This is a genomic window from Fibrobacter sp. UWCM, from assembly GCF_900129735.1.
GTDB lineage: Bacteria > Fibrobacterota > Fibrobacteria > Fibrobacterales > Fibrobacteraceae > Fibrobacter.
Window position 1 is genome coordinate 1 of sequence record NZ_FQWR01000034.1, and the last position, 20,485, is coordinate 20,485.

Annotated in this window: 6 protein-coding genes; all 6 read left to right on the forward strand. The window is 47.7% G+C overall.

Annotation, left to right across the window (positions count from 1 at the left end; all coding sequences use genetic code 11):
* Positions 1-246: hypothetical protein (locus tag BUB22_RS15040; protein ID WP_139259041.1), on the forward strand; the 246-nt coding region annotated here is incomplete at its 5' end.
* Positions 247-707: 461 nt separating this feature from the next.
* On the forward strand, positions 708-10,748 hold the full coding sequence (locus tag BUB22_RS16935) for a Tc toxin subunit A-related protein (RefSeq protein ID WP_254794768.1): 10,041 nt from the start codon (positions 708-710) through the stop codon (positions 10,746-10,748).
* A complete protein-coding gene (locus BUB22_RS15050; RefSeq protein WP_073116403.1) occupies positions 10,748-12,031 on the forward strand; it encodes a glycosyltransferase in 1,284 nt (427 codons plus the stop codon). Before BUB22_RS16935 ends, BUB22_RS15050 begins: the two co-directional genes overlap by 1 nt.
* An 18-nt stretch (positions 12,032-12,049) precedes the next feature.
* On the forward strand, positions 12,050-18,691 hold the full coding sequence (locus tag BUB22_RS15055; protein WP_139259042.1) for a SpvB/TcaC N-terminal domain-containing protein: 6,642 nt from the start codon (positions 12,050-12,052) through the stop codon (positions 18,689-18,691).
* Positions 18,692-18,783: 92 nt separating this feature from the next.
* Positions 18,784-19,962 carry a hypothetical protein gene (locus BUB22_RS15065; RefSeq protein WP_139259043.1) on the forward strand — a complete coding sequence of 393 codons (1,179 nt, stop codon included), beginning with the start codon at positions 18,784-18,786 and terminating at the stop codon, positions 19,960-19,962.
* A gap of 86 nt (positions 19,963-20,048) precedes the next feature.
* The gene (locus tag BUB22_RS16805) at positions 20,049-20,258 is read left to right on the forward strand and encodes a type II toxin-antitoxin system RelE/ParE family toxin (protein WP_073116406.1); all 210 of its coding nucleotides are present in this window, start codon (positions 20,049-20,051) and stop codon (positions 20,256-20,258) included.
* The last annotated feature ends 227 nt before the right edge of the window (positions 20,259-20,485 follow it).

Below are 20,485 nucleotides of genomic sequence, written 5' to 3' on the forward strand. Positions count from 1 at the left end.
CGCCCGAACGTCCTCGACATCATCCTGAACAAGCAGGTGAACCTCATCATCAACACGCCGTGGGCAAAGCGCGACGCCATCAAGGACGAAAGCGCCATCCGCAAGGCCGCCATCAAGTACAAGGTTCCTTACATCACCACGCTCGCCGGTGCCTACAACACCGTCAAGGGCATCGCCGCTGCAAGGAACGGACATGGCGCTGTGAAGAGCCTGCAGGAGTATCACGCAAGCATCGAAGAAATCTAGTAGTGAGTCATCCTGAGCGAAGTTCGCAAGGTCGCTGAGCTTGCCGAAGCGCCAAAGCGAACAAAGTCGAAGGATCCAGAACATTCAAAGGACTGCAGCGATGCAGTCCTTTTTGAGTATACAGGGGAAAGCCTTCCCCTCGCTTCTGCTTCGCCAGGCTAAAGGCTGTATAAAGGTTGGTGAGCCTGTCGAACCATCCGCTACCCCTTCTAGCGGGTGCTCAGCCGCCGCACCCGCAACGCCCGGGCTTGTGCTGGTATTCGGAAAAGTGCGGCTAATTTGAAAAAGTAAAGTATTATTTTACCAATGTTGTTCGTAAAGATGTTTTTTTGAAAAGAAATTGCTTAAAACGGCGTTGTTTATGAATTTGATGTAAAATTATTTTCACCAACAACATCTTTTTTACTTTGTTCCATTTCTTATTGTATATTACATTATAGTTTCTAAAAGGTGAGAAAAATATGACATACCCAGTTCCTTACACATGGTTTATTTCCGGTAGAATTACCTACCTTAACGGAAATCCCTTCACCACCGGAATTATAAAGGCGTTTCATGTTTGTAATGGAACGTGGAGCTATTTGGGCGAGTCTGGGTTCAATGAAGATGGTTCGTATCAAATTACCTATTCAAGTGCCAATTTCCAGAATGGTAATCCAACAATCCAGCACCCGGATGTCAAAATACAGGTGTTTGACTATCAGGGGAACATAATTTGGGAATCAAAGAATATCATGGCTTTTGAAAGCCAACAGACTTTCTCTTTTATAATTGACCAAGAGCAAGAGAGCGGCTCTGGGCAGTCTGGAGCGCAGAATCCTGGTGGCGGTGACAATCCGGGCGGTGACGACAACCCGGGTGGCGGTGATAATCCGGGTGGAGAAACCGTACCGCAAGAAATATGGAAAGTTGTGGGGACAGTCGCATACGATAACGGGCAACTTTTAACAACCGGAATCGTTAAAGCCTTTGATTATTATGACGATTTTGACCACTATTTGGGCGGGGCTGTCCTTAGATTTGACGGTGCCTTTGAAATCTCATATGCAAAAGATTCGTTCCTAACAGATGATCCGGATCGAATTGCGCCTAATCTAGTTCTTTGTATATATGATTCAACGGGAAAAATAATACATCGTTTCAATGTGGATCACGTACCAACAAAGGATGAACATGTATCCATTGTTGTTTCGCAAACGGTTCCTATAACCGTTGATAATTATAAGGTATATGGTCGTGTGGTGAACCATTCTGGTCGTCCGTTAAAGGATGTTTTTGTCAAGGCGGTCTGCCTTGACTTCACGAATACGAGTTTTTCATATCGTACATTAAATTCCGTGCCTGCAATAACGGATGAAAATGGTTGTTATGAAATAGTCTATTCTCCCTCATGTCTGCCGCGTTATCTCCAGGAGCCGAGTCCCGATAATCCGAAGGATAAAATTTCCCTTTTTGCAAAATTCTATTTAAAGGAAGATGAAAATTCGTCAGTTCCAGTGGACTCTTGCCCCAAATGGAATTATTCGAACTTGGTTCTTGATGCCTCGCGTCGTCAAGAAATAAATTTTACGATAGATTCTTTATCACTTTCGTCGTCTTCAAAATTTGATGATTTAGATAAAGTTCTGAAAGTATATTTAAAGGCGATAATACACGAGACTGCGTATGATAAAGAGGAAAAAGCGATTTCCTCGTATGGAGAAAAAATACATTTATTTATTGATTTCTCGTACAAAAATCTTTTCCCTGGTTTTAGGGAAAATGTAAATCGGGAAGATGCTTTTTCTTATTTCAGGGCCTATGAACTAGTTTATCGTACGCTGAATCCATCTAATGAACAGTTAGATGATGGAACATACTTTGAATATGCATCCTGTTTGTTTGCTTTGTGCAAAAAGGGATATGATAGTATTTCCAAACTTCAGTCCGCTAATCGTCAGAACATACAGGATTGTCTGCTAGAGGCGATAACGCAGTCATTGATTGCGTCTGAAACGGATATTCCCGAATTCATAGAATTTTGGGAAGGCTTACAGGGATTTCGTGAATCCCCCAACGTGGAGAAGGTCAATTTAGATACCCGAGATCTTCTTGATTTGTGGGAAAAACCAGTAGCTCAATCGGATTCCGATGATACCCCATCGAGTACAGAAAGTAAGATTGATATATTGCTAAAGCAATATTACGATTCAGAGGCAGATGTGGAATCATTTTTAGAAGATGTTAAGTCTTCTGATTTAGGAATTTCATTGAGCGATGAAGAACAAGCAAAATTAAAGTTGGTTTTTGACCTAAAAGATTTTTTTGAAAATTTCTCTGATGGGATCAGCGAAACTTACAAAACCATCGTTCGCACAGCAGCACAATTATCTGAAAACATCGATTCAGATGAAGAACCGATAGAACCATCATTAAAGGTTTTGCTCTATCTTACTGAGGAACAGTGGTATGACTTGGTTGAAGATATTTCGTCAAGTTACTTAGGAAGATGCGATGAAAATAAGCTTGCGTTGCCGGTAAGTTTCCCTGGGACGACTGCCGAAGAGCAGAAATCCTTGTATAAGATAAAATTGCAAAAACTGATTGTGTCGTGGCTTCCGCAAGATGCTCTTCTTTTGAAAATGTCCATAATGGAAGAGCCTGAAGAACCGGAAGAAATCGAAGAACCCGAAGAAACGGGAACACCGGAAGAAACAGGAGAGCCCGAAAACCTTGAGGATCCTGAAGATCCCGAAGAATCTAATAGCTCGGAAGGAACTGGTGATTCTGAAGTATTTGATTATGCGAAATGGAATAAAGTCGCAAAATTCTTGACATCCGAAAAATGGAAGAATTTTTCGCTGGACAAGGATTTTCTAGATGAATATATCGAAAAGAACTCGTTAACCTTTGACGAGGATGAAACTGGTTTTTCCATTAATGACATAAAGACGTTGCAACGTTTGTATCGACTGACGACAGATTTTGATTCTATTATCTATCTGCTCAGAAATGGCTTTACATCAGCGTATCAGATTGCCCAAAGTTCGGAAGGAACTTTTGTTGCAAAACACCATGTAGGTCTCGGCACGATGAAAAATGCCAGACAGATTTATTGTTTGGCAGCGCAGTACACGTCCGAAGTGTCCTTGCAGATGGCAAAATATTATGGTTCCCTTACAGAACAGGGGACATCTTTCCCGGCTACTCCAAGAGGAATGTCCGCTTCTCCGTCAGAGAATTCAAACCGCAGTGGACAGAGCAATGTGGCTCCAAATAGGATTAAGCAACCCGTAATAGCAAATTGGAAAAACCTATTCGGAGTGCTAAACAGAAATGCCGCCTTGAAGGGACAATCTGTTTTGAGCCCTTCTGCCTATCTCATGGATTTGCTGGATTTCTTGAAAGAAGATGGGTATGACATTTTACACAAACGTCGCCCTGACATATGGAATCTTTTGTTAAGTAAGGAAAATGCCGAAAGTTCATTACCAACAATCGACATTGTTGTTGAGTTGCTCGAATTCTTAGCTGCGCAGAGATCTCTAAGAGGGCTGAAATATAATACCAGCTCTAACAAGAGTGATGCAGCCTTACGCGCAGAGCCCGAATTTGCAGGTGAATTGGACGGCGCTTATGCCGCGTTGGTCAGTTCTCCTTATCCTATGGACTTGCCGAGAAATTTTCATGCGGAAAAGATGACGGCGTTGCTGAAGAACGTCTCACTTTCTGTGAATGATTTGATTCAAGCTCTAAAGACTCCTACCAATGAATATTATTACACAACATTGAGGCTGTCACCCGAACTGATTAAATCGATGCAGTTGACGGGTACACCTGGACAGGATATATTCCATGTCTATGAACTGTGGGGATTGAAGGAATCTGAACCTGAGATCCTTTGCCCCGACAAGGCGACTGTAGTCTCTGGCTCATGGGATGAGGTTCTTTCTAACGCATCGATTTTCTTAAGCCGTTCTGGCTTGTCCATGAAGGAATTTCAAGAAATCTTGTTGTTCCCGATATTTAAAGGCGATGGCGTGTATCTTTCCCGAGTTAACAACACGTATCAGTTGGGAGATATAAGTGCCTTCCGTATAGAGGGAATTTCGGATATGTTTGCCCGAAAGATTTCCCGGTTTGTTCGTCTAAAGCGCTTGCTTGGATGGAACAACGAAGATGTTTCGCTTGTTTTCGATTTGGAGCTTAAAGATATTGACCGTGTCGCGCACTTAAAGACGCTTACTTCCGCCTCTGTTCGTGAAATATTGACATGGGTGGGCGACATGTCTGATGAATACTTCGACTGTGTGTTCCCTGCTCCTGCCGAAAGCAAGAAAAAGAAGGATGATAGTGGAAATTCGACAGAACCGCCCGATAACCAGAACGATGTAAGCGAAGATAAGAAAAAGGAAGAGTTCCGGTGCAAACTACTTGAAAGGGCTTCTGTTTCTCTAGGTGTAAACCAGACTGACCTGTTGTATGCTTTGCAATTTGAAAATGCTTCCTTCTCGGATGGTTTAAGCGACGATGATTTAAAAGAAAATCTAAAGGTGCTGTATCGGATATCTACGTTTGCAAAACGCCTTGGGATTTCTGTGCAGAAATACGAAATGTTAAGGTTCCTGCTGGGTGCAGGTCCTGCAAAAGACTGGAATCTTGCAAATCTTACAGACTGTTTCCAGAAAATCACGGATATCCTAAATTCTCCTTTGGATGAAGATAGCCTTATTTACTTGGCGATGCCGCTTTCCCCTGTTGTGGCAAAGAACGCAGATACGTTTGTTGACACTTTAAAGGAAGCTTTGGATAAACTGTGGGAAACGGCCAAGTCCGAAAAGTTGGAGGAAATTGGGCGTGATTTCCCTGATATAGAGGCGACGCAGGAATCAAGGAAGGCTTTCTACGAATGGCTTGAAGAAGAAATAAGCAGTTTTGCAAGTTCATGGGATGTGCAAACCAATCCTTCAGAAGTAATCGATATATGTGAGGGAGAGCAAAATAAAGCATCGAATGCCTTAAAGTTTATTGAAGAGAGCCACCTTGACAAGATAAAGGTTTGGTTGCTTAGTTTGTTGGGCAGTGATTATAGTGAAGAAATCGACAAACTGTTTACGACAGAAAGCCTAGACGGCAATGTATGGGCGCTAAATATTGCTTGCGTTATGGCCTATGCGAAAGCAGCCAAGAATGAAATCCTTGAAAAGTTGACCTCCGAGTTCGGGATTAATCGTGCCATCTGTGAAGAGTTCCTCAAGATTGTCCTTGAGACGGCTGAGCAGGCACCTTCAAAAACCGTTTTCACAGAATGGCTTGTAACTCTGCACCGTGAAACGAACGATGACGGAATCAAGGCGTATGCCTTGATGTCTAAATTGGCGTTGATTTACGGTTATACGAAGATGACTGATTATAGCGGAATCGGATTGGCTGGTTTGAGTTCGTTTGATAAACAGGAAAAACCATTCCCATTGAATTCCGTTTCTGCCACTGAAGAAGAATGGGATTGGAAAAATTATCCTGCTGATGAAAATTTGTTTGAAGACGCAAGTCCGTTGTCAGAGCCTCTGTGCAAATTGATTCTCTGTTTTGATGTTTCCAAATGCTTCGGTTCCTCTTGGATTTATGACAAATTGTTGTCTGACAATTTGCCAGATGAAAAGTTGACGATTAACTTCCTTATGAAAAAATGGAATGTAAACGAAAGGCAACTGAAGGAGATTTTGGAAATCAATGTTTATGCAGATATTGCAGCGCCCAGCTTGTCAGATCCAGAAACCTGGATGCAACTTTGCCGTTATAGGAAGGTTTACAAGAAGGCCCCCATTGATATGGCGACTCTGCAGATATTGATTGCAGACGATACCTATGGCGCGGTTAATATTGGCACATATCGCGAAGCTGTCACGAAACTGAACAATGCGATGCACGACTTGCGCACAGCAAGCGAATGGCAGGATTTCATTACCCCAGTAAGTGATGCGCTGCGCAAATCAAGGCGGGACGCTCTTGTAAATTATATTTGTTTCTGTTCTCAGGATTCGAAAGGTAAAGGAAGGTTCTATCCTCAAAAGTTCTTTGACGCCAACGACATCTATTCCTATTACTTGATAGATGTCGAGATGGAGCCGGACATGGGAGTCTCAAGGACGAGACAGGCTCTAAACTCTATTCAGCAGTTCGTAAGCCGTGTAGAACTCGGTCTTGAAGGTTCCTTCGTTTTGACCGAAGATCAGCGCAAGAATTGGGAATGGATGCGCAATTATCGTGTTTGGGAAGCAAACCGCAAGGTGTTCCTTTACGCGGAAAACTGGATTGAATCTGATTTAAGAGACGATAAGAGTCCGTTCTTCAAGGAACTTGAAGACGAAATCCGCCAGGTGGGAGATGATCCCAAGGCGATGCATACCGCTTTGGGTAATTACCTTGAGAAAATGTACGAATCCTCCGGTGTCGAAATTCTCGGGGCGTGCAAAGAAAATGGCGGTGGCGACGGCATCCTCTATACACTACATGTCGTCGGTAGGACTAGAGGAGAACCGCACCGTTTCTTTATTCGCAAGTACAAAGCCAAGGCTCTGTATTCTGGTGAATGGGAACCGTGGGAATCTCTAGATTTAGACATCAAGGCCGAAGTGGTCCTTCCTGTTTTGATGAATCAGAGACTCTACCTTATGTGGCCATCATTTATTGTTAACAAAAAAGAAGATGGCGCAGAGTCTGATGGCCCAGTAGAAATAACGCACCAGGTCGAAATTCGTATGAACTGGTCCTACTACAATGGCCGCAAGTGGAGTACCATCAAAACGACAAAGAATGTACTTTTTGACAAGTACGAAAGTGAAAAAATGATTTATCTGGAAGATGGTGAAAAAATAGATTACCGTTATCATTTCCAGGTAGAATCCGGCTCGTCGGAATTCGTTCAGGTCAATGTGTTCCGTACATACTATGAAGATATTTCGGAAAATGCCAAATTACCAGTCCATGTTACCAATGATGTCATCAAGGAAGGCCAGAAAGTCATTGTTAAACGTGATAAAAACCAACAATATATTCAAGAAACAGGGTCCATCCAAGTATGGGTCGATGGAAGGGATGCTGCATACACCGCTTCGACGGTCAATCCTAGAAATGTCAATGATTTCCCTCCAGGCAAGTGCTATCTAGAGAGAAATTGTTGGGTCGAAAGGGACAAACATGTCTGCGGATATGACGGGCTTGCTTTCTCGGTGGGTAACCAAATTCTGGAAAATACGCCGGGGCTTTTCCGAGTGCTGCCGATTAATTTCGCTTTCTACTCAGGCGAAGATTTGCCCTTCTTCTACATGGACAGCCAGCATTCCTTCCTGGTACACAAGGTGCCTGGAGTAAATTCAACAAAGTACCAGTTCGATTTGATATCGCATCCGTTGGTTTCTGAATTCTACAAACGATATCGTGATGGCGGTAACGAGTCGCTCTTTATGAGGGAAACCCAGGCGTTGCCTGTTTCGGACAGCTATTACTATTCCTATTCTTACTACAACTATTACTTTAGCGTTTATCTGGGATACTACATCGCCGGAGACTGGGAGGCTTGGGATCTGGGGCAGTCGTTGTTCTCGCTCAACTACAAGCCTTCGGCAAAGGCAATCGCTCGTCCCTTCCCGTTCCCGATGATTGATTTCTCGTTCGGAACGTCCAATGCCATTTACAACTGGGAGCTGTTCTTCCATGTTCCCATGCTTCTCGCCGACAAAATGTTCCAAGAACAGAACTACGAAGAGGCTTTGAAGTGGTATAGGATGATTTTTGATCCTAGATTGGATTTAAGCGAATACGAAATTACGAGACGGTGGTCAAGAAATTTGCCAAATGGTTCCAGGTTCTGGAGATTCTTGCCGTTCTTTGCCAACAGGAATGCAAACGACTCCATTTTGGAAACGATCAGCAAGCCGAAAAAGTATGATTTGCTTCCGAATGTGATTTCGCTGCAGAGTCTTGTAGACAAGTGGAAACGAGACCCATTCAACCCTCACTTGATTGCCCGTTACCGCATGGCTGCCTACCAAAAATATGTCGTCATGAAGTATCTGGACAATTTGATTGCATGGGCGGACGAACTGTTTACGCAAGATACAATGGAAAGCGTCAATGAGGCAATCCAGTTGTACATCCTCGCTGCAGAAGTCCTTGGTCCCCGTAATATAGAGGCCTCGGATTGCTGCGAAATAGCAAATATGAGCGTAACTGAGTTCCTTAAAAAGAAGAAGGGGGCGATTGCGAATGTCTATGCGAATATAGAAGATTCGCTGGTTACGACAAGAACTGAAGAGCGTGAAACTCAACAAAGCAAGCCTACCGATAAGAACAATACGCTGACGAACGTATTCTCGTCTATATTCTATTTCAGCATTCCGAGAAACGATAAACTTCTTGGCTACTGGGATACTGTTGCTGACAGGCTTTATAAAATACGTAACAGTTTGAATATCGATGGCGTGAAGAGGACTCTTGCCCTTTATGAACCGCCTATTGATCCAGCTTTGCTTGTAAAGGCTAGAGCTGCAGGCGTGTCGATTGCGGATGCGTTGTCAGAAAGCTCTGCGCCACTTCCGCTGTACAGGTTCCAGGTGATGATTCAGAAGGCTCTCGATGTGACGCATGAATTGCAGTCTCTTTCGGGTACATTCCTTTCTGTGTTGGAAAAGAACGATTCTGAGACGCTGTCGCTGATGCGCACCCGTCACGAACAGGAAATTCTTACCCTGTCCAGGGAATTGAAGGATTTCCAGGTAAAGGATCTAAACACTCAGTTGGAATCCTTGGAGAAAAACCGGGAAACAACTGCAATCCGGCATGAATTCTACAAGAATATCAAGAAGATTTCGGACAAGGAAAATGAGGCTTTGTTGTTGCAAGATGTCGCCATGATTTCTGATACGGCGGCTTCGGCTTTGAACATTGCCGCTTCTGCTACATCGGCGGTTCCCGAATTCTACACTGGTGGACTTGTGAATGCATGGGGTGGACCTGTAATTTTCACACATGTTACAGGCGGTTCCAAAATTTCCTCGGGTATGGGAAGCATTGCATCCTCGATGCAAATTGCGGCCAGCATCGTCCGGCATCAGGCAAACCGTATCCAAACTATGGCCGGCTATGAACGCCGCTATGAAGAATGGAAACTTCAAGAAAGACTTGCTGCAAAGGAACTCGAGAATATCGACAAGCAAATCATCGCCTTGAAGATTAGAATCGAAATGACCGAAAAGGAAATTTCGAACATGGAACGCCAGATCGAGCAAATGGATGAAGTCTATGAGTTCATGACCGAACGCTTTACCAACCAGGAACTCTATTCTTGGATGGTGACACAACTTGGCCAACTTCATTCTTCATTCTTCAAATTGGCCGTCAAACTTGCCAAACGTGCCGAAGTGTGTTACCGGTTCGAATTGGGACTTAGTGATTCCGATTTTATCAAGAACAATTACTGGGATGGTCTTCGTAAGGGGCTTCTCGCCGGTGATCGCCTGTTGTTCGACTTGAGGACGATGGAATCTGCGTATCATGAAAAGAACAAGCGCGAACTGGAAATCAACCGTGCAGTACCGCTTTCCCTTATCGATGCAGATGCCTTAATTAAGCTTCGAACGGATGGAAACTGTCAATTCAATTTGCCAGAAGTTCTTTTCGACCTGGACTTCCCGGGACAGACATATCGCCGCATTCGTGGTGTTCGTTTGGAAATACACTGTAATGCCTCTTCGGGACAGGGCGTCAACGCCAAGTTGAGCCTGCTGAGCAATAGAATCCGTAAGAAACCCTTAGCAGAGAGATATGACGAGGCCGGAGATTACCTGGATAGCCGTATAGGAATCACGACGATTGCTTCTAGTCAGGCAGAAGCTTATGCTGGCGTATTCAATTTTGATTTCCGCGATGAACGGTATCTCCCATTTGAAGGTGCTGGCGTTGATTCGACATGGAGACTGGAATTGCCTTCAGATTTCAGGCAGTTTGACTACGAATCTATCTCTGACGTCATTTTGCATGTAAGCTATACAGCAAGAAATGGTTCTCCTATAGCAAATGATGCAAAAAAGGCCATTGCTGAAGATTGGGGCTCTAAAACAACTCTAATCAATCTCAGTGCGATTGATTCCGGAGCGTTGGAGCGATTGCGCAACGGGGATGAGGTTTCGATAAACTTCATAAAGGAACATTTCCCTGCCATCGCAAGATCTGAGGGTGTTCTTACGAGACTGTCAGTTTATTGTCGGTTCAAAGAAGGCTTGGAAGCAGAGTTGAAGTTAAATACTCAGTCTAGCACCATTAGTGGAATCAAATCGCCGGAATTTAGTATGGATGAGAAACAAATGGAGCTGTGGGCTGATTCTTCGAATTCCATTCGCATAGCTGATGGATATTCTATCGCAGTCAAAGTTGACGATGATTCTACACCTGCAATCATTGAAGACCTGGTATTCGTGCATGAATATTCGCTTATTCCTAACGTTAACAAGGGAGACTTGTAATGGGAAAGAAAATCCTTTTTTGGCCGGATGTTTATAAAGAACAAGGGCATTGGCTCCCGACTTTTGTCTGGGCTAGGGACCTCATTAATAAGGGACATCAAGTTTCCTATATGGGAATTCCGGATTGCCATGCTCTTGTCAAATCATTCGATGAAAGCATACCATACTATGAAATTTTCAATAAGCTGTATCCCTTGGGATATACGGATTATAGCCACACGACGCCTCAAGGACGATGGCAACCGGACCATCTGTTAAATATAATGAATGGCGGACTTGGCCGTATTTTTAGGGGTCGCAACAAGCCGGATGTACTTGTTTCCGGGTATTTTACGTCCTTGGAAAGTCTAGCCATTCATCGCATATATGGCGTAAAGGTAGTCATCACTACGACATATCTAAGGCATCCAGAAAATGACCCTGCGATGCGAGCCATTCAAAATATGACTGCATATTTGGATCCGGTAAGGAAAGATATTATTACCTCTCCATGTTTAGAGGATTATAAAATTGACGGCAAGATTTTTAATTTAAGGAAAGACACTGTATTAGACGAATTTGTAAAGCCGTTGACAACTTTCCATGAGTTGATTCCGTGTCCAAAAGAATTTGACTATCCGCATTATGAACACGGTCCGTTAGTTCATTATGTAGAGCCTTGTATGACACCATTTTTAAATGACCAAACAAATGGTTCAGAAATTGACTGGCAGGGTCTTTTGTATGGTGATCAAACGAAAAAAGTCATCTTTGCGACGGCTGGCTCTCAAACTCTTGATTATGGTAAGAAAGCTGAGCACATGTTTGATGAACTTATCAGGATGATGGATGCTCCACAAATGAAGGATTGCCATCTTCTGCTTTCTGTCGGCGAAAAACTTCTGCGCACAAAAAATTGGGAAAAAACAAAAGATAAGAATATTACGGTAGTCGGTTGGGCTCCTCAACGCCTCATTTTGTCTTCTCCAAATATATATTGTGCACTTATACATGGTGGATTGGCGACAATCAAGGAGTGTATTTATTATGGCGTTCCCTTTGTCATTGCTCCTATGGGCAAGGACCAGATGGATAATGCCCTCCGTCTACGGGAAAACGGAATTGACAATATGGTTGATGTTGAAAACAGCGTAGCAGACTGTTATTTATACAGCATAAACAAGGTAAAAACGGATTTCCGCATTAAGAAAAACATGGGAAAAATGCATAAGATATTCCAACAATCCGAGTCTCAAAGAACCGGAGCCCAAATAATTGAGTCGGTGGCGGATTCTACGAATTAGCAGGGCGTTATATAGCGTATGGCGGAACAGCAGAAAGGTAGCGAGTCGAAGGATAGTCAGGACAAGTCGTGGTTCCTGAGCGGTCCCGTGCTGAGCACGGGCCGTGGCGGCGGTGCGTTGCGCGGGACGAAGGGCGAGTTCAACTGCGACGCTCATACCGGCAGCGCGAAACTTTCCATACCTTTGCCGTTCACTCCCGACAGGGAAGGGGTCGTTCCGCCTGTGTCGCTGTCGTACGATTCCGGGAACGGGAACGGTCCGTTCGGCCTCGGCTGGAACCTCGGCTGCCCGCGCATAGAGCGTTCCACTTCACGCAGGCTCCCGCTGTACATGGATTCCGAGGACTCGGACGTGTTTACGCTCTCCGGTGCCGACCTGGTCTGCATCGCCGAGGAAAAACGCGGAGCGACAACGGTACGCCATTACCGCCTGCAGTCCGAATCGCAGTTCTTCCGCATCGAATTCAGGAAGGAATCAAGCGGTGAAACAAGCTTCTGCGTATTCGGTTCCGACGGGAGCCAGTCCACATATGGCGACTCTGCGGAATCGCGCATCGAGGACCCGCAATATCCCGGACATGTGTTTGCCTACCTGGTTAGCCGCAGCGAGGATGCGCTCGGCAATGTCGTGCGCTACCGCTACTGCGGGGACGGCGCGAACCGCCATCTGCTACAGGTGCTCTACGGAAACAAGGTCCCGGGTACGACTTCCCCGTCGCCGGACGATTTCCATCTCGGTCTCGTGTTTGCTTATGCGGAACGTAACGACGTCTATGTGAACCGCAAGCCCGGTTTCGACGTGCGCTGCTCGCTCCGGTGCGAGTCCGTGACGTTGTACCACGGCTTCGGTTCTGCCTCGCTCTTTTCTGACGGGAACAGGGTCAGGTCGCTTTCTTTCCGGTACACAGCCGGATGCGGCGGGGTCTCGCTTCTGGAGAAGGTCGTCGAGAGCGGGCACCGTGTACTGGCCGACGGGATTGCGGAATCCGAGAGCCTTCCGCCGATGACGTTCAGCTATTTCCCTTTCGAGCTCGGCAAGGAATGGCGTGAGTTCGACCGTAGCTCGGTTGGAGACATTCCCGGCGGCTTCACGTCCGCCGAATGGGTTGACCTCTACGGCGAGGGCATCGCCGGCCTGCTCATGGACTGCGGCGGCAAATGGTACTTTAAGCACAATCTGGGGAACGGCCGCCTATCTTCCGCTTCGGAAGTGGGCGACAGGCCTGTTCCGGGTACACCTTCCGGCCTTGCCGATGTCGAGGGCGACGGAATCCTCGCGCTTGTCGAGAACGGTGGCGCGAACGCCGGCGCGTCCTTCCTCGACGAATCCGGGAAGTTCGGGCCGCGCAGGAAGTTCGGGAGTGTTCCGTGGATTGACTGGGAAAAATCCAACATAAAGTTCATGGATTTGGACGGCGACGGACGTAGCGAAGTCGTCGTCGCCGAGGACGGCAGGATACGCGTGTATCTCTCCGGCGGCGTGAAGGGATACGAGAATGCCATCTATAGGTATTTTACCGAACCGGGCGAGAAGCCCGTGCTTGTCTCGAAGTCTCCCGACGAGGCGGTGTTCGCCGCCGACATGACGGGCGACGGTCTCGCCGACCTCGTGCGTGTCCGGTTCTCGCAGGTATGCTACTGGCCTAACTACGGCCACGGACGCTTTGGTTCGGCAATTTATATGGACAACGCGCCTGTTTTGGGCGGCTTCAAGGATTTCAATCCCGCGAACCTGATTGTTGCGGACATTGATGGTTCAGGGACTACGGACCTGCTCTACCGTGAGGGCGACCATCTCCATATCTACCGCAACTGTCTCGGGAAATCGTTCGAGTTTGTCGATACGATTTCGCTTCCTGGCAAGGGCGGGACGGTGAAATCTGCGGACGTTCTTGGAAAAGGGCTTTCTACCATCGTGTTCGGCTCCCCGCTGTTTGCGGACGCGTCCGCGTCGCCGCGGTACCTGCCTGTGCAGGGCGGGCATACCAACGTCATGTCCGGCTATTCGAACGGGACGGGTGCACAAGTCGATATCGAATACACGCCGAGTACGGCCTATTACCTCAAGGACAAACTGTCCGGGAACCCGTGGACTACGAAATTGCCGTACGTCGTTCAGTGTGTCTCCAAGGTCGTGTCGAGGGATCTCGTCACGGGCTGGGACCGCACCGAGACCTACGCCTACCGCGACGGCTATCACGACCCGGATTTCCGCGAGTTCAGGGGCTTCGGCTCCGTAGTGCTGCGCGAGCACGAGTGCGGCACCGACCCGGAAACCGACCAGGATATTCGCGAGACAAGGACGGACTTTTATCTGGGCAGGTCGTCAGATAGGCCCGCACTGGATTGCGCCCAGGCGATGACTACCCGCCAGTGGCAGGAAGGCTGCCGCTCGTTCCAGGGGATGCCGAGAAGCCGCAAGGTCCTGTCCGTCAACAGGGACGGGACGGAAACCAGGGAATATTCCACGACGACGTGGACTTACCGGGCAAAATTTATCATGGAAGCCCGCCTTCCGGGCGACCGATTCCGCAACGGATCCTGCTGGCAGTGCATCCAGGAATCCGAGACTGCCTCGTTCCGGGAATCTGCCGACGACACGCCGCGTACGAACGCCTCGTTTACGCTGAATACGGATGCGTACGGGAGGCCGCTCCTCTCGGCCTCGGTCTGGTACGGTCGCGGAGGCTCGAAGCCGGACGGCGTGCCCGATGTCGTGTGGAACGAACAGAAGAAGAACTTTGTGACCTTCACCGAGACCCGCTATACTCAGGATTGCGAACACTCTTCGGGCAAGTTCCGCATGGGCCTACAGGAAAGTACCGTGTCTTATGAGAAGACCGGCCATGTCGCGTCCGACCTGGAAAATGCGCAATCCCTGAACGCGCTGTTTGTGGATGTGACCAAGCCTTATAAGGTCTTGGCCCGCGAAGAAGTTGTCTTTTACGATGACACCCTTTCTGCACCCCGTACCGACGGCACGTGCGGCCTTGCTGGGCTCGTTTACGAACGCTACGGGCTCGCCTTCGAGTCGCAGACCCTATCCACGATATACGGGAACTCCGTGGACGCGAGCGACATGGCCGCGGCGGGGTATGTCCTCCGCGATGGCGACTGGTACCGCAAATCGGGCAGGAACGTCTATGCGCAGGATGCCGCGTCGAACTTCTATCGGCCCTGCGGGATCGAGGACGCCTTCGGGAACCTCGCTTCCGTCGCCTACGACGCGCATTCATGGCTCGCGGAGTCCGTCACGGACGCCGTGGGGAACACCGTCTCCGCCGACAACGATTACCGTTACATGTCTCCTCGGATGGTCACGGACGCGAACGGCAACAGGACCGCGGTGGACTGGACGCCCCTCGGGCTGGTATCGAAGGTCGCCCTGATGGGCAAGGAGGGGCTTTCGGAAGGCGACACGCTCGACAGCCCCACCGAGGAGTTTATATACGATTTCGACTGCTTCGAAACATCTTCTACGCCAATCCACGTGCGCACCCGCCGCCGCGAGGTGCACGGATCGTCCACTTGCAGGTGGCTGGAGTCCGTCGAGTATTCGGACGGTGCGGGCCGCGTCGTGCTCGCCAAGGCTGTCGCGGAACCCGGCAAGTACAAGGCCGTAGAGAACGGCACCGTCGTCGAGAAGGACAGCGGGACGGACGTCCGCTGGGTCGGTTCCGGCCGCACCATCTACAACAACGCGGGAAATCCCGTCAAGCAGTACGAGCCGTATTTCAGCGGGACGGACGCCTACGAGAGCGAACCCGCCATCGTCGAGACCGGGGTCACGCCCGTGCTGCACTACGACGCGCTCGACAGGCTCGTGCGCACGGATTTGCCGGACGGGACGTTCAGCAGGGCGGAATTTGCCACGTGGGAACAGAGGAACTTCGACCAGGACGACACCGTGCTGGAAAGCGGCTGGTACGCGGACAGGAACTCGCCGGACCCGACAGGGAACGAGCCTGCAAATCCTGAAAAGAGGGCCGCATGGCTCGCCGCGAAACACGCGGACACTCCTTCCGTGGAGTACCTGGACGCGCAGGGACGCCCGTTCTACAGCGTCGCGGACAACGGGACGCTGGGCAGGTACGCCACGCTCACGGTGTTCGACGTTTTGGGCAATCCCCTTTCCGTGACGGACGCCCGCGGCAACGTGGTGATGGCCTACGCCTACAACTCGCTCTCCGTGGCCTGCAAGACGGATAGCATGGACGCCGGTGAACGCAGGACGCTTCTTGCCGTGGACGGCCAGCCCGCACTGGGCTTTGACGCGAGGAACTATCGTCTGCGCAGCGTGTACGACGCCTTGAGACGGCCCGTGGAACAGTGGCTGGGCGAGAATGGCGGCACGGAGAAGCTCGTCGGCAGGACTGTCTATGGCGAATCTGCGCCGAATCCCGAAGTCAGTAATTTGCGCGGAATGGCGTGGAAATCCTACGACCAGAGCGGGCTTGTCGAGAACGCCGCCTACGATTTCAAGGGCAACCTGCTGGAGAGCGCAAGGCGTTTCGCGAGGACCTACGACGCGACCATAGACTGGAACATCGCTGACCCGGACTCGCTGCTGGAATCGGAAACGTTCACGACGGTCACTGCCTACGACGCGCTGAACCGCGCGATAAGCATCAGGACCCCGCACAACGTGGACATCCCCGCGAGCGAGATACTGCCGAGCTACAACGAAGCCTCGCTGCTCGAGAAGGTCGACGTGAAGCTGCGCGGGGCCACCACCGCCACGAACTTCGTCCGGAACATCGACTACGACGCGAAGGGCCAGCGCGAACGGATCCAGTACGGCAACGGCTCTACGACGGGATACACATACGACGAGAAGACGTTTCGCCTGAAACGGCTCCTGACAACCCGCAACAACGGGGCGGACGTCTTGCAGGACCTCAACTACACCTACGACGCCGCGGGCAATGTCACGCAAATTGACGACAACGCTCAGCAGACGATATTCTTCAACGGAAGCGTCGTCAGCCCGAGCCAGAAGTTCGAATACGATGCCCTCTACAGGCTGGTAAAGGCCACCGGCCGCGAGCACGCCTCCGTGAACGCGGACAGCGAACCGGAGGCGGAAGGCTACAACGCCGCCCAGATAAGCCCGCAGGACGGCACCGCCATGCGGAACTACGCCCGCGAATGGGAATACGACAGCGTCGGGAACATCCTGTCCATAATCCACAATGCCAACGGCAACGCATGGACACGCACGAACGCCTACGCCGCGGACAGCAACCGCCTCAACAGTACCGCAGTCGGGCAGACCGCGGCGAGCTTCGCCTACAACGCTCACGGTTCCATGACGTCCATGCCGCACTTGAGCGCGATGGACTGGGACTTCGCCGAAAAACTTTGCCATGTCACCCGCGGCACGACCGAGGCCTACTACAGCTACGACGGCGGCGGCATCCGCACGAGAAAAGTCGTAGAGAAGAACGGGGTCGTAGAGACGAGGCTGTACCTCGGCGGCTTCGAGATATGGCGCAAGTCCGTGAACGGCGTCCTGGATACGGAACGCGAAACGTTGCACGTCATGGACGACCAGAAGCGCATTGCAATAGTCGAAACCTTGACCGTGGAAAACGGGAACCGTGTCGCGGCCCCCGTGCCGGTGCAACGCTACCAGCTCGACAACCATCTTGGTTCCGCGTCTCTCGAACTCGACGCGTCCGCGAACATCATCAGTTACGAGGAATACTACCCCTACGGCGTCACCAGCTACCGAGCGGGCAGGAATGCAAGCGAAGTGAGCCGGAAGCACTACCGCTACACCGGCAAGGAGAAGGACGAGGAAAGTTCCCTTTACTACTGCGAGCAGCGCTACTACGCCGCCCATATATCAAGGTGGGTCTCTACCGATCCCACATGGCTTGCCGACGGCATCAACCTCTACGCCTACGTGCACGGAAACCCCGTAAGCGGCGTGGACCCGAGCGGAACGCAGACCGTTGAAAATGATGAGATTAAACCGGTATTGGATGATGTAAAGGGGAATGAACCGAATATAGGTAAAGTAGAAAAAAAACAGATGATGGAAAGTGAAAATGGTTTTCCAGATGCCGAAGATCAAAATAGAATAGATTTGCAAACGCTTTCTCAAACTGAAAGGGATGCTTTGATTCAAGAGTATATTGATGTGTTGTCTGCAGCGGGGGATGATACACAATGGTTAGAAGAAATGAAGAGTACTGATTTTCAAATAATTAGTACGTCTATTCCTAAAAAAATCAATTCTAATGGTAGAAAATCCGAAAGGGCGATGACTATTGGAAATAATATCCTTTTTAATTCTGGACCAATGGGAAAAAATGATGAGTCTGTACAAATTAATTCTCCAAAAGGAAAGGCTCTGTTACTTCATGAGTTGAGGCATGTGTGGCAATCGAATAACCCTGAGTGGAAAGAAAAGTATGATGTAAAAGACATTGATATAGAAGTAGATGCTTTTGATATGCAGTATAGATTTGAAAAATTGACGGGCGTAGAAAATGAAGGCCGAAAAATATTTGATAATTTAGATGAATTTGCAAGGAAACACGGATATGACTTTGAAAAAACAAGAGAATTAAAAGCTAGAGAGTTGTGGAAAAATCATGGATATGGTAATCCGAAAATGAAATATACAAACCATTATATTCAAGAAAAAAAATAGAGGATAATAAAGTGTTTTTTTTGCTGTTTATATTCTTGACATCATATTGTCTAGCCTCTGACTCCGTTAAGCTCAATGTCGATTCTGTTTTTATGCTATTTGACAAAGCATTGGTGAATTTAGAAGGGTCGGAAGAGTTTTCAGGTGATTATGTAAAAAATCCAGGTTACCTAAAAAATTATCCCAATTCTGATTTTGCGGCAATTGTGGTCAACACACCCCTAGATTCTACACATACAAATATTGAGACAAAGATTTTGTATGTTATAAAAAATAAGGGGACAACAGTTCGTGAAGGAACTCGATTTCAATTAAATGGTTTGGAAAAAACTTATATAGATGGGTTCCTTTTTCATCCAGTCTATATGATAGCAGATTACAAAGAAAATAAATTTGATATCAAAATTTTTTATTCTATGGGCACGACCATTATTACTTCTACAGACGCCTTCTCTTTGGATAGATTTGGCTTATTGGTGCCGATCGAATTTGATTTTGTCCTTGATGTGAGTACAATGTGTGTCAAAGGAGAAAAAGACTATTTTTTGTTCGGGAACATGCCGCTGTTGCATGCATTCTATACGCCTTACTTGAATCCTTCTCGAACCAAATGGCCGTCAATCGAATTATTGAAAGAAAAAGTCAAAAAGCACTTTATGTCGATTGGGAAAAATGAGCAGGATATTCAATTGTTTTATAAAAGACTTTCTCAAAATAGGACGTCGATAAGCAGATCTCCTGTAAATGCTGATTTTGTTTCATTGGGTCGTATTGGAGGGATGAAAGATGTTGAAAAAGATGGAGCATCTTTCTGCGAAATCATAATTTACCCTACTGTTATATTTAGCGATAGTTCGTCTAAATATCAAAACATGTATATCGAGGATAATTACGATATCAACATTATAAAGAAAGGACAGCCACGCGTGATTAAAGCCCGAAAAAGAGGTCCGTGTTATTCAACAACCAAGATGTATCAGTTGAATTATCTTTTCGGCTCATATCAAGGAAAATCCTTGTTACTTGATTCCCTTTTATCGCCATGGGATTTTTTATATGACAAGGGAAAATTAGTTGATTTAAGGATGGGGTTGGCTTATGATGATTTCTTATCTTATTTCATTCCCAGTGAATTGACTCTTGATGATGCGTACTTCATATTTATGGACAGTTCTAAAGACGCTTATACTTCGCAGCAAAAAGAACAAATTGAATCAAGTAAAGAAAAAAGAGCTAAGTATTGTCGAGAAAAGAAAGGATTGAAGGAATAGCTTGTAATTTCTTCCGCACATCGGCAGCTGAATGCCAGCCGCCCTGCCGCGATGGTCCTTTCCGACGTCAAGAGGAAATACAAGGTATGAATTTTGAAGTCCACTTTTCTTCCGCGGCACAGGCAGACATCAATCAAATCTTTGAATATATCAGCATAACGCTTTGTTCACCTATCGCGGCCAAGAATCTAATGGCAAAATTTCTGGAATCGGTAAATACGTTGTCCGATTTTCCCGACGCCTTTGCCTTATGCCAAGATGAGCCTTGGATTTATTGCAGACAAGAAGCGAAGTAGTCATAACGTGCACTTGGAGAAATTTCTGAACGGAATAGGTTATATTTATATGCAACCGCAGGTAGTGTCAAGGGTTTTTCGCAAAAATAGTTTGTTCCAACATCAGATTTAGGCTACATTTCCTTTCTTTCTGCTCTTTTCCAGTTCCCGTTTCAGTTCGTTTTCCTTTTCCTGCTCGTATAGGTGTTTCATGTTCAGGTACCTCTTGGTACCCCATTCCTTCGAAG

What these genes read in the sequence shown, in the direction of transcription:
- BUB22_RS16805 (WP_073116406.1), top strand. Translation starts at nt 20,049, where the DNA reads ATGAATTTTGAAGTCCACTTTTCTTCCGCGGCACAGGCAGACATCAAT.
- BUB22_RS15050 (WP_073116403.1), top strand. Translation starts at nt 10,748, where the DNA reads ATGGGAAAGAAAATCCTTTTTTGGCCGGATGTTTATAAAGAACAAGGG.
- BUB22_RS15065 (WP_139259043.1), top strand. Translation starts at nt 18,784, where the DNA reads ATGCTATTTGACAAAGCATTGGTGAATTTAGAAGGGTCGGAAGAGTTT.
- BUB22_RS15055 (WP_139259042.1), top strand. Translation starts at nt 12,050, where the DNA reads ATGGCGGAACAGCAGAAAGGTAGCGAGTCGAAGGATAGTCAGGACAAG.
- BUB22_RS16935 (WP_254794768.1), top strand. Translation starts at nt 708, where the DNA reads ATGACATACCCAGTTCCTTACACATGGTTTATTTCCGGTAGAATTACC.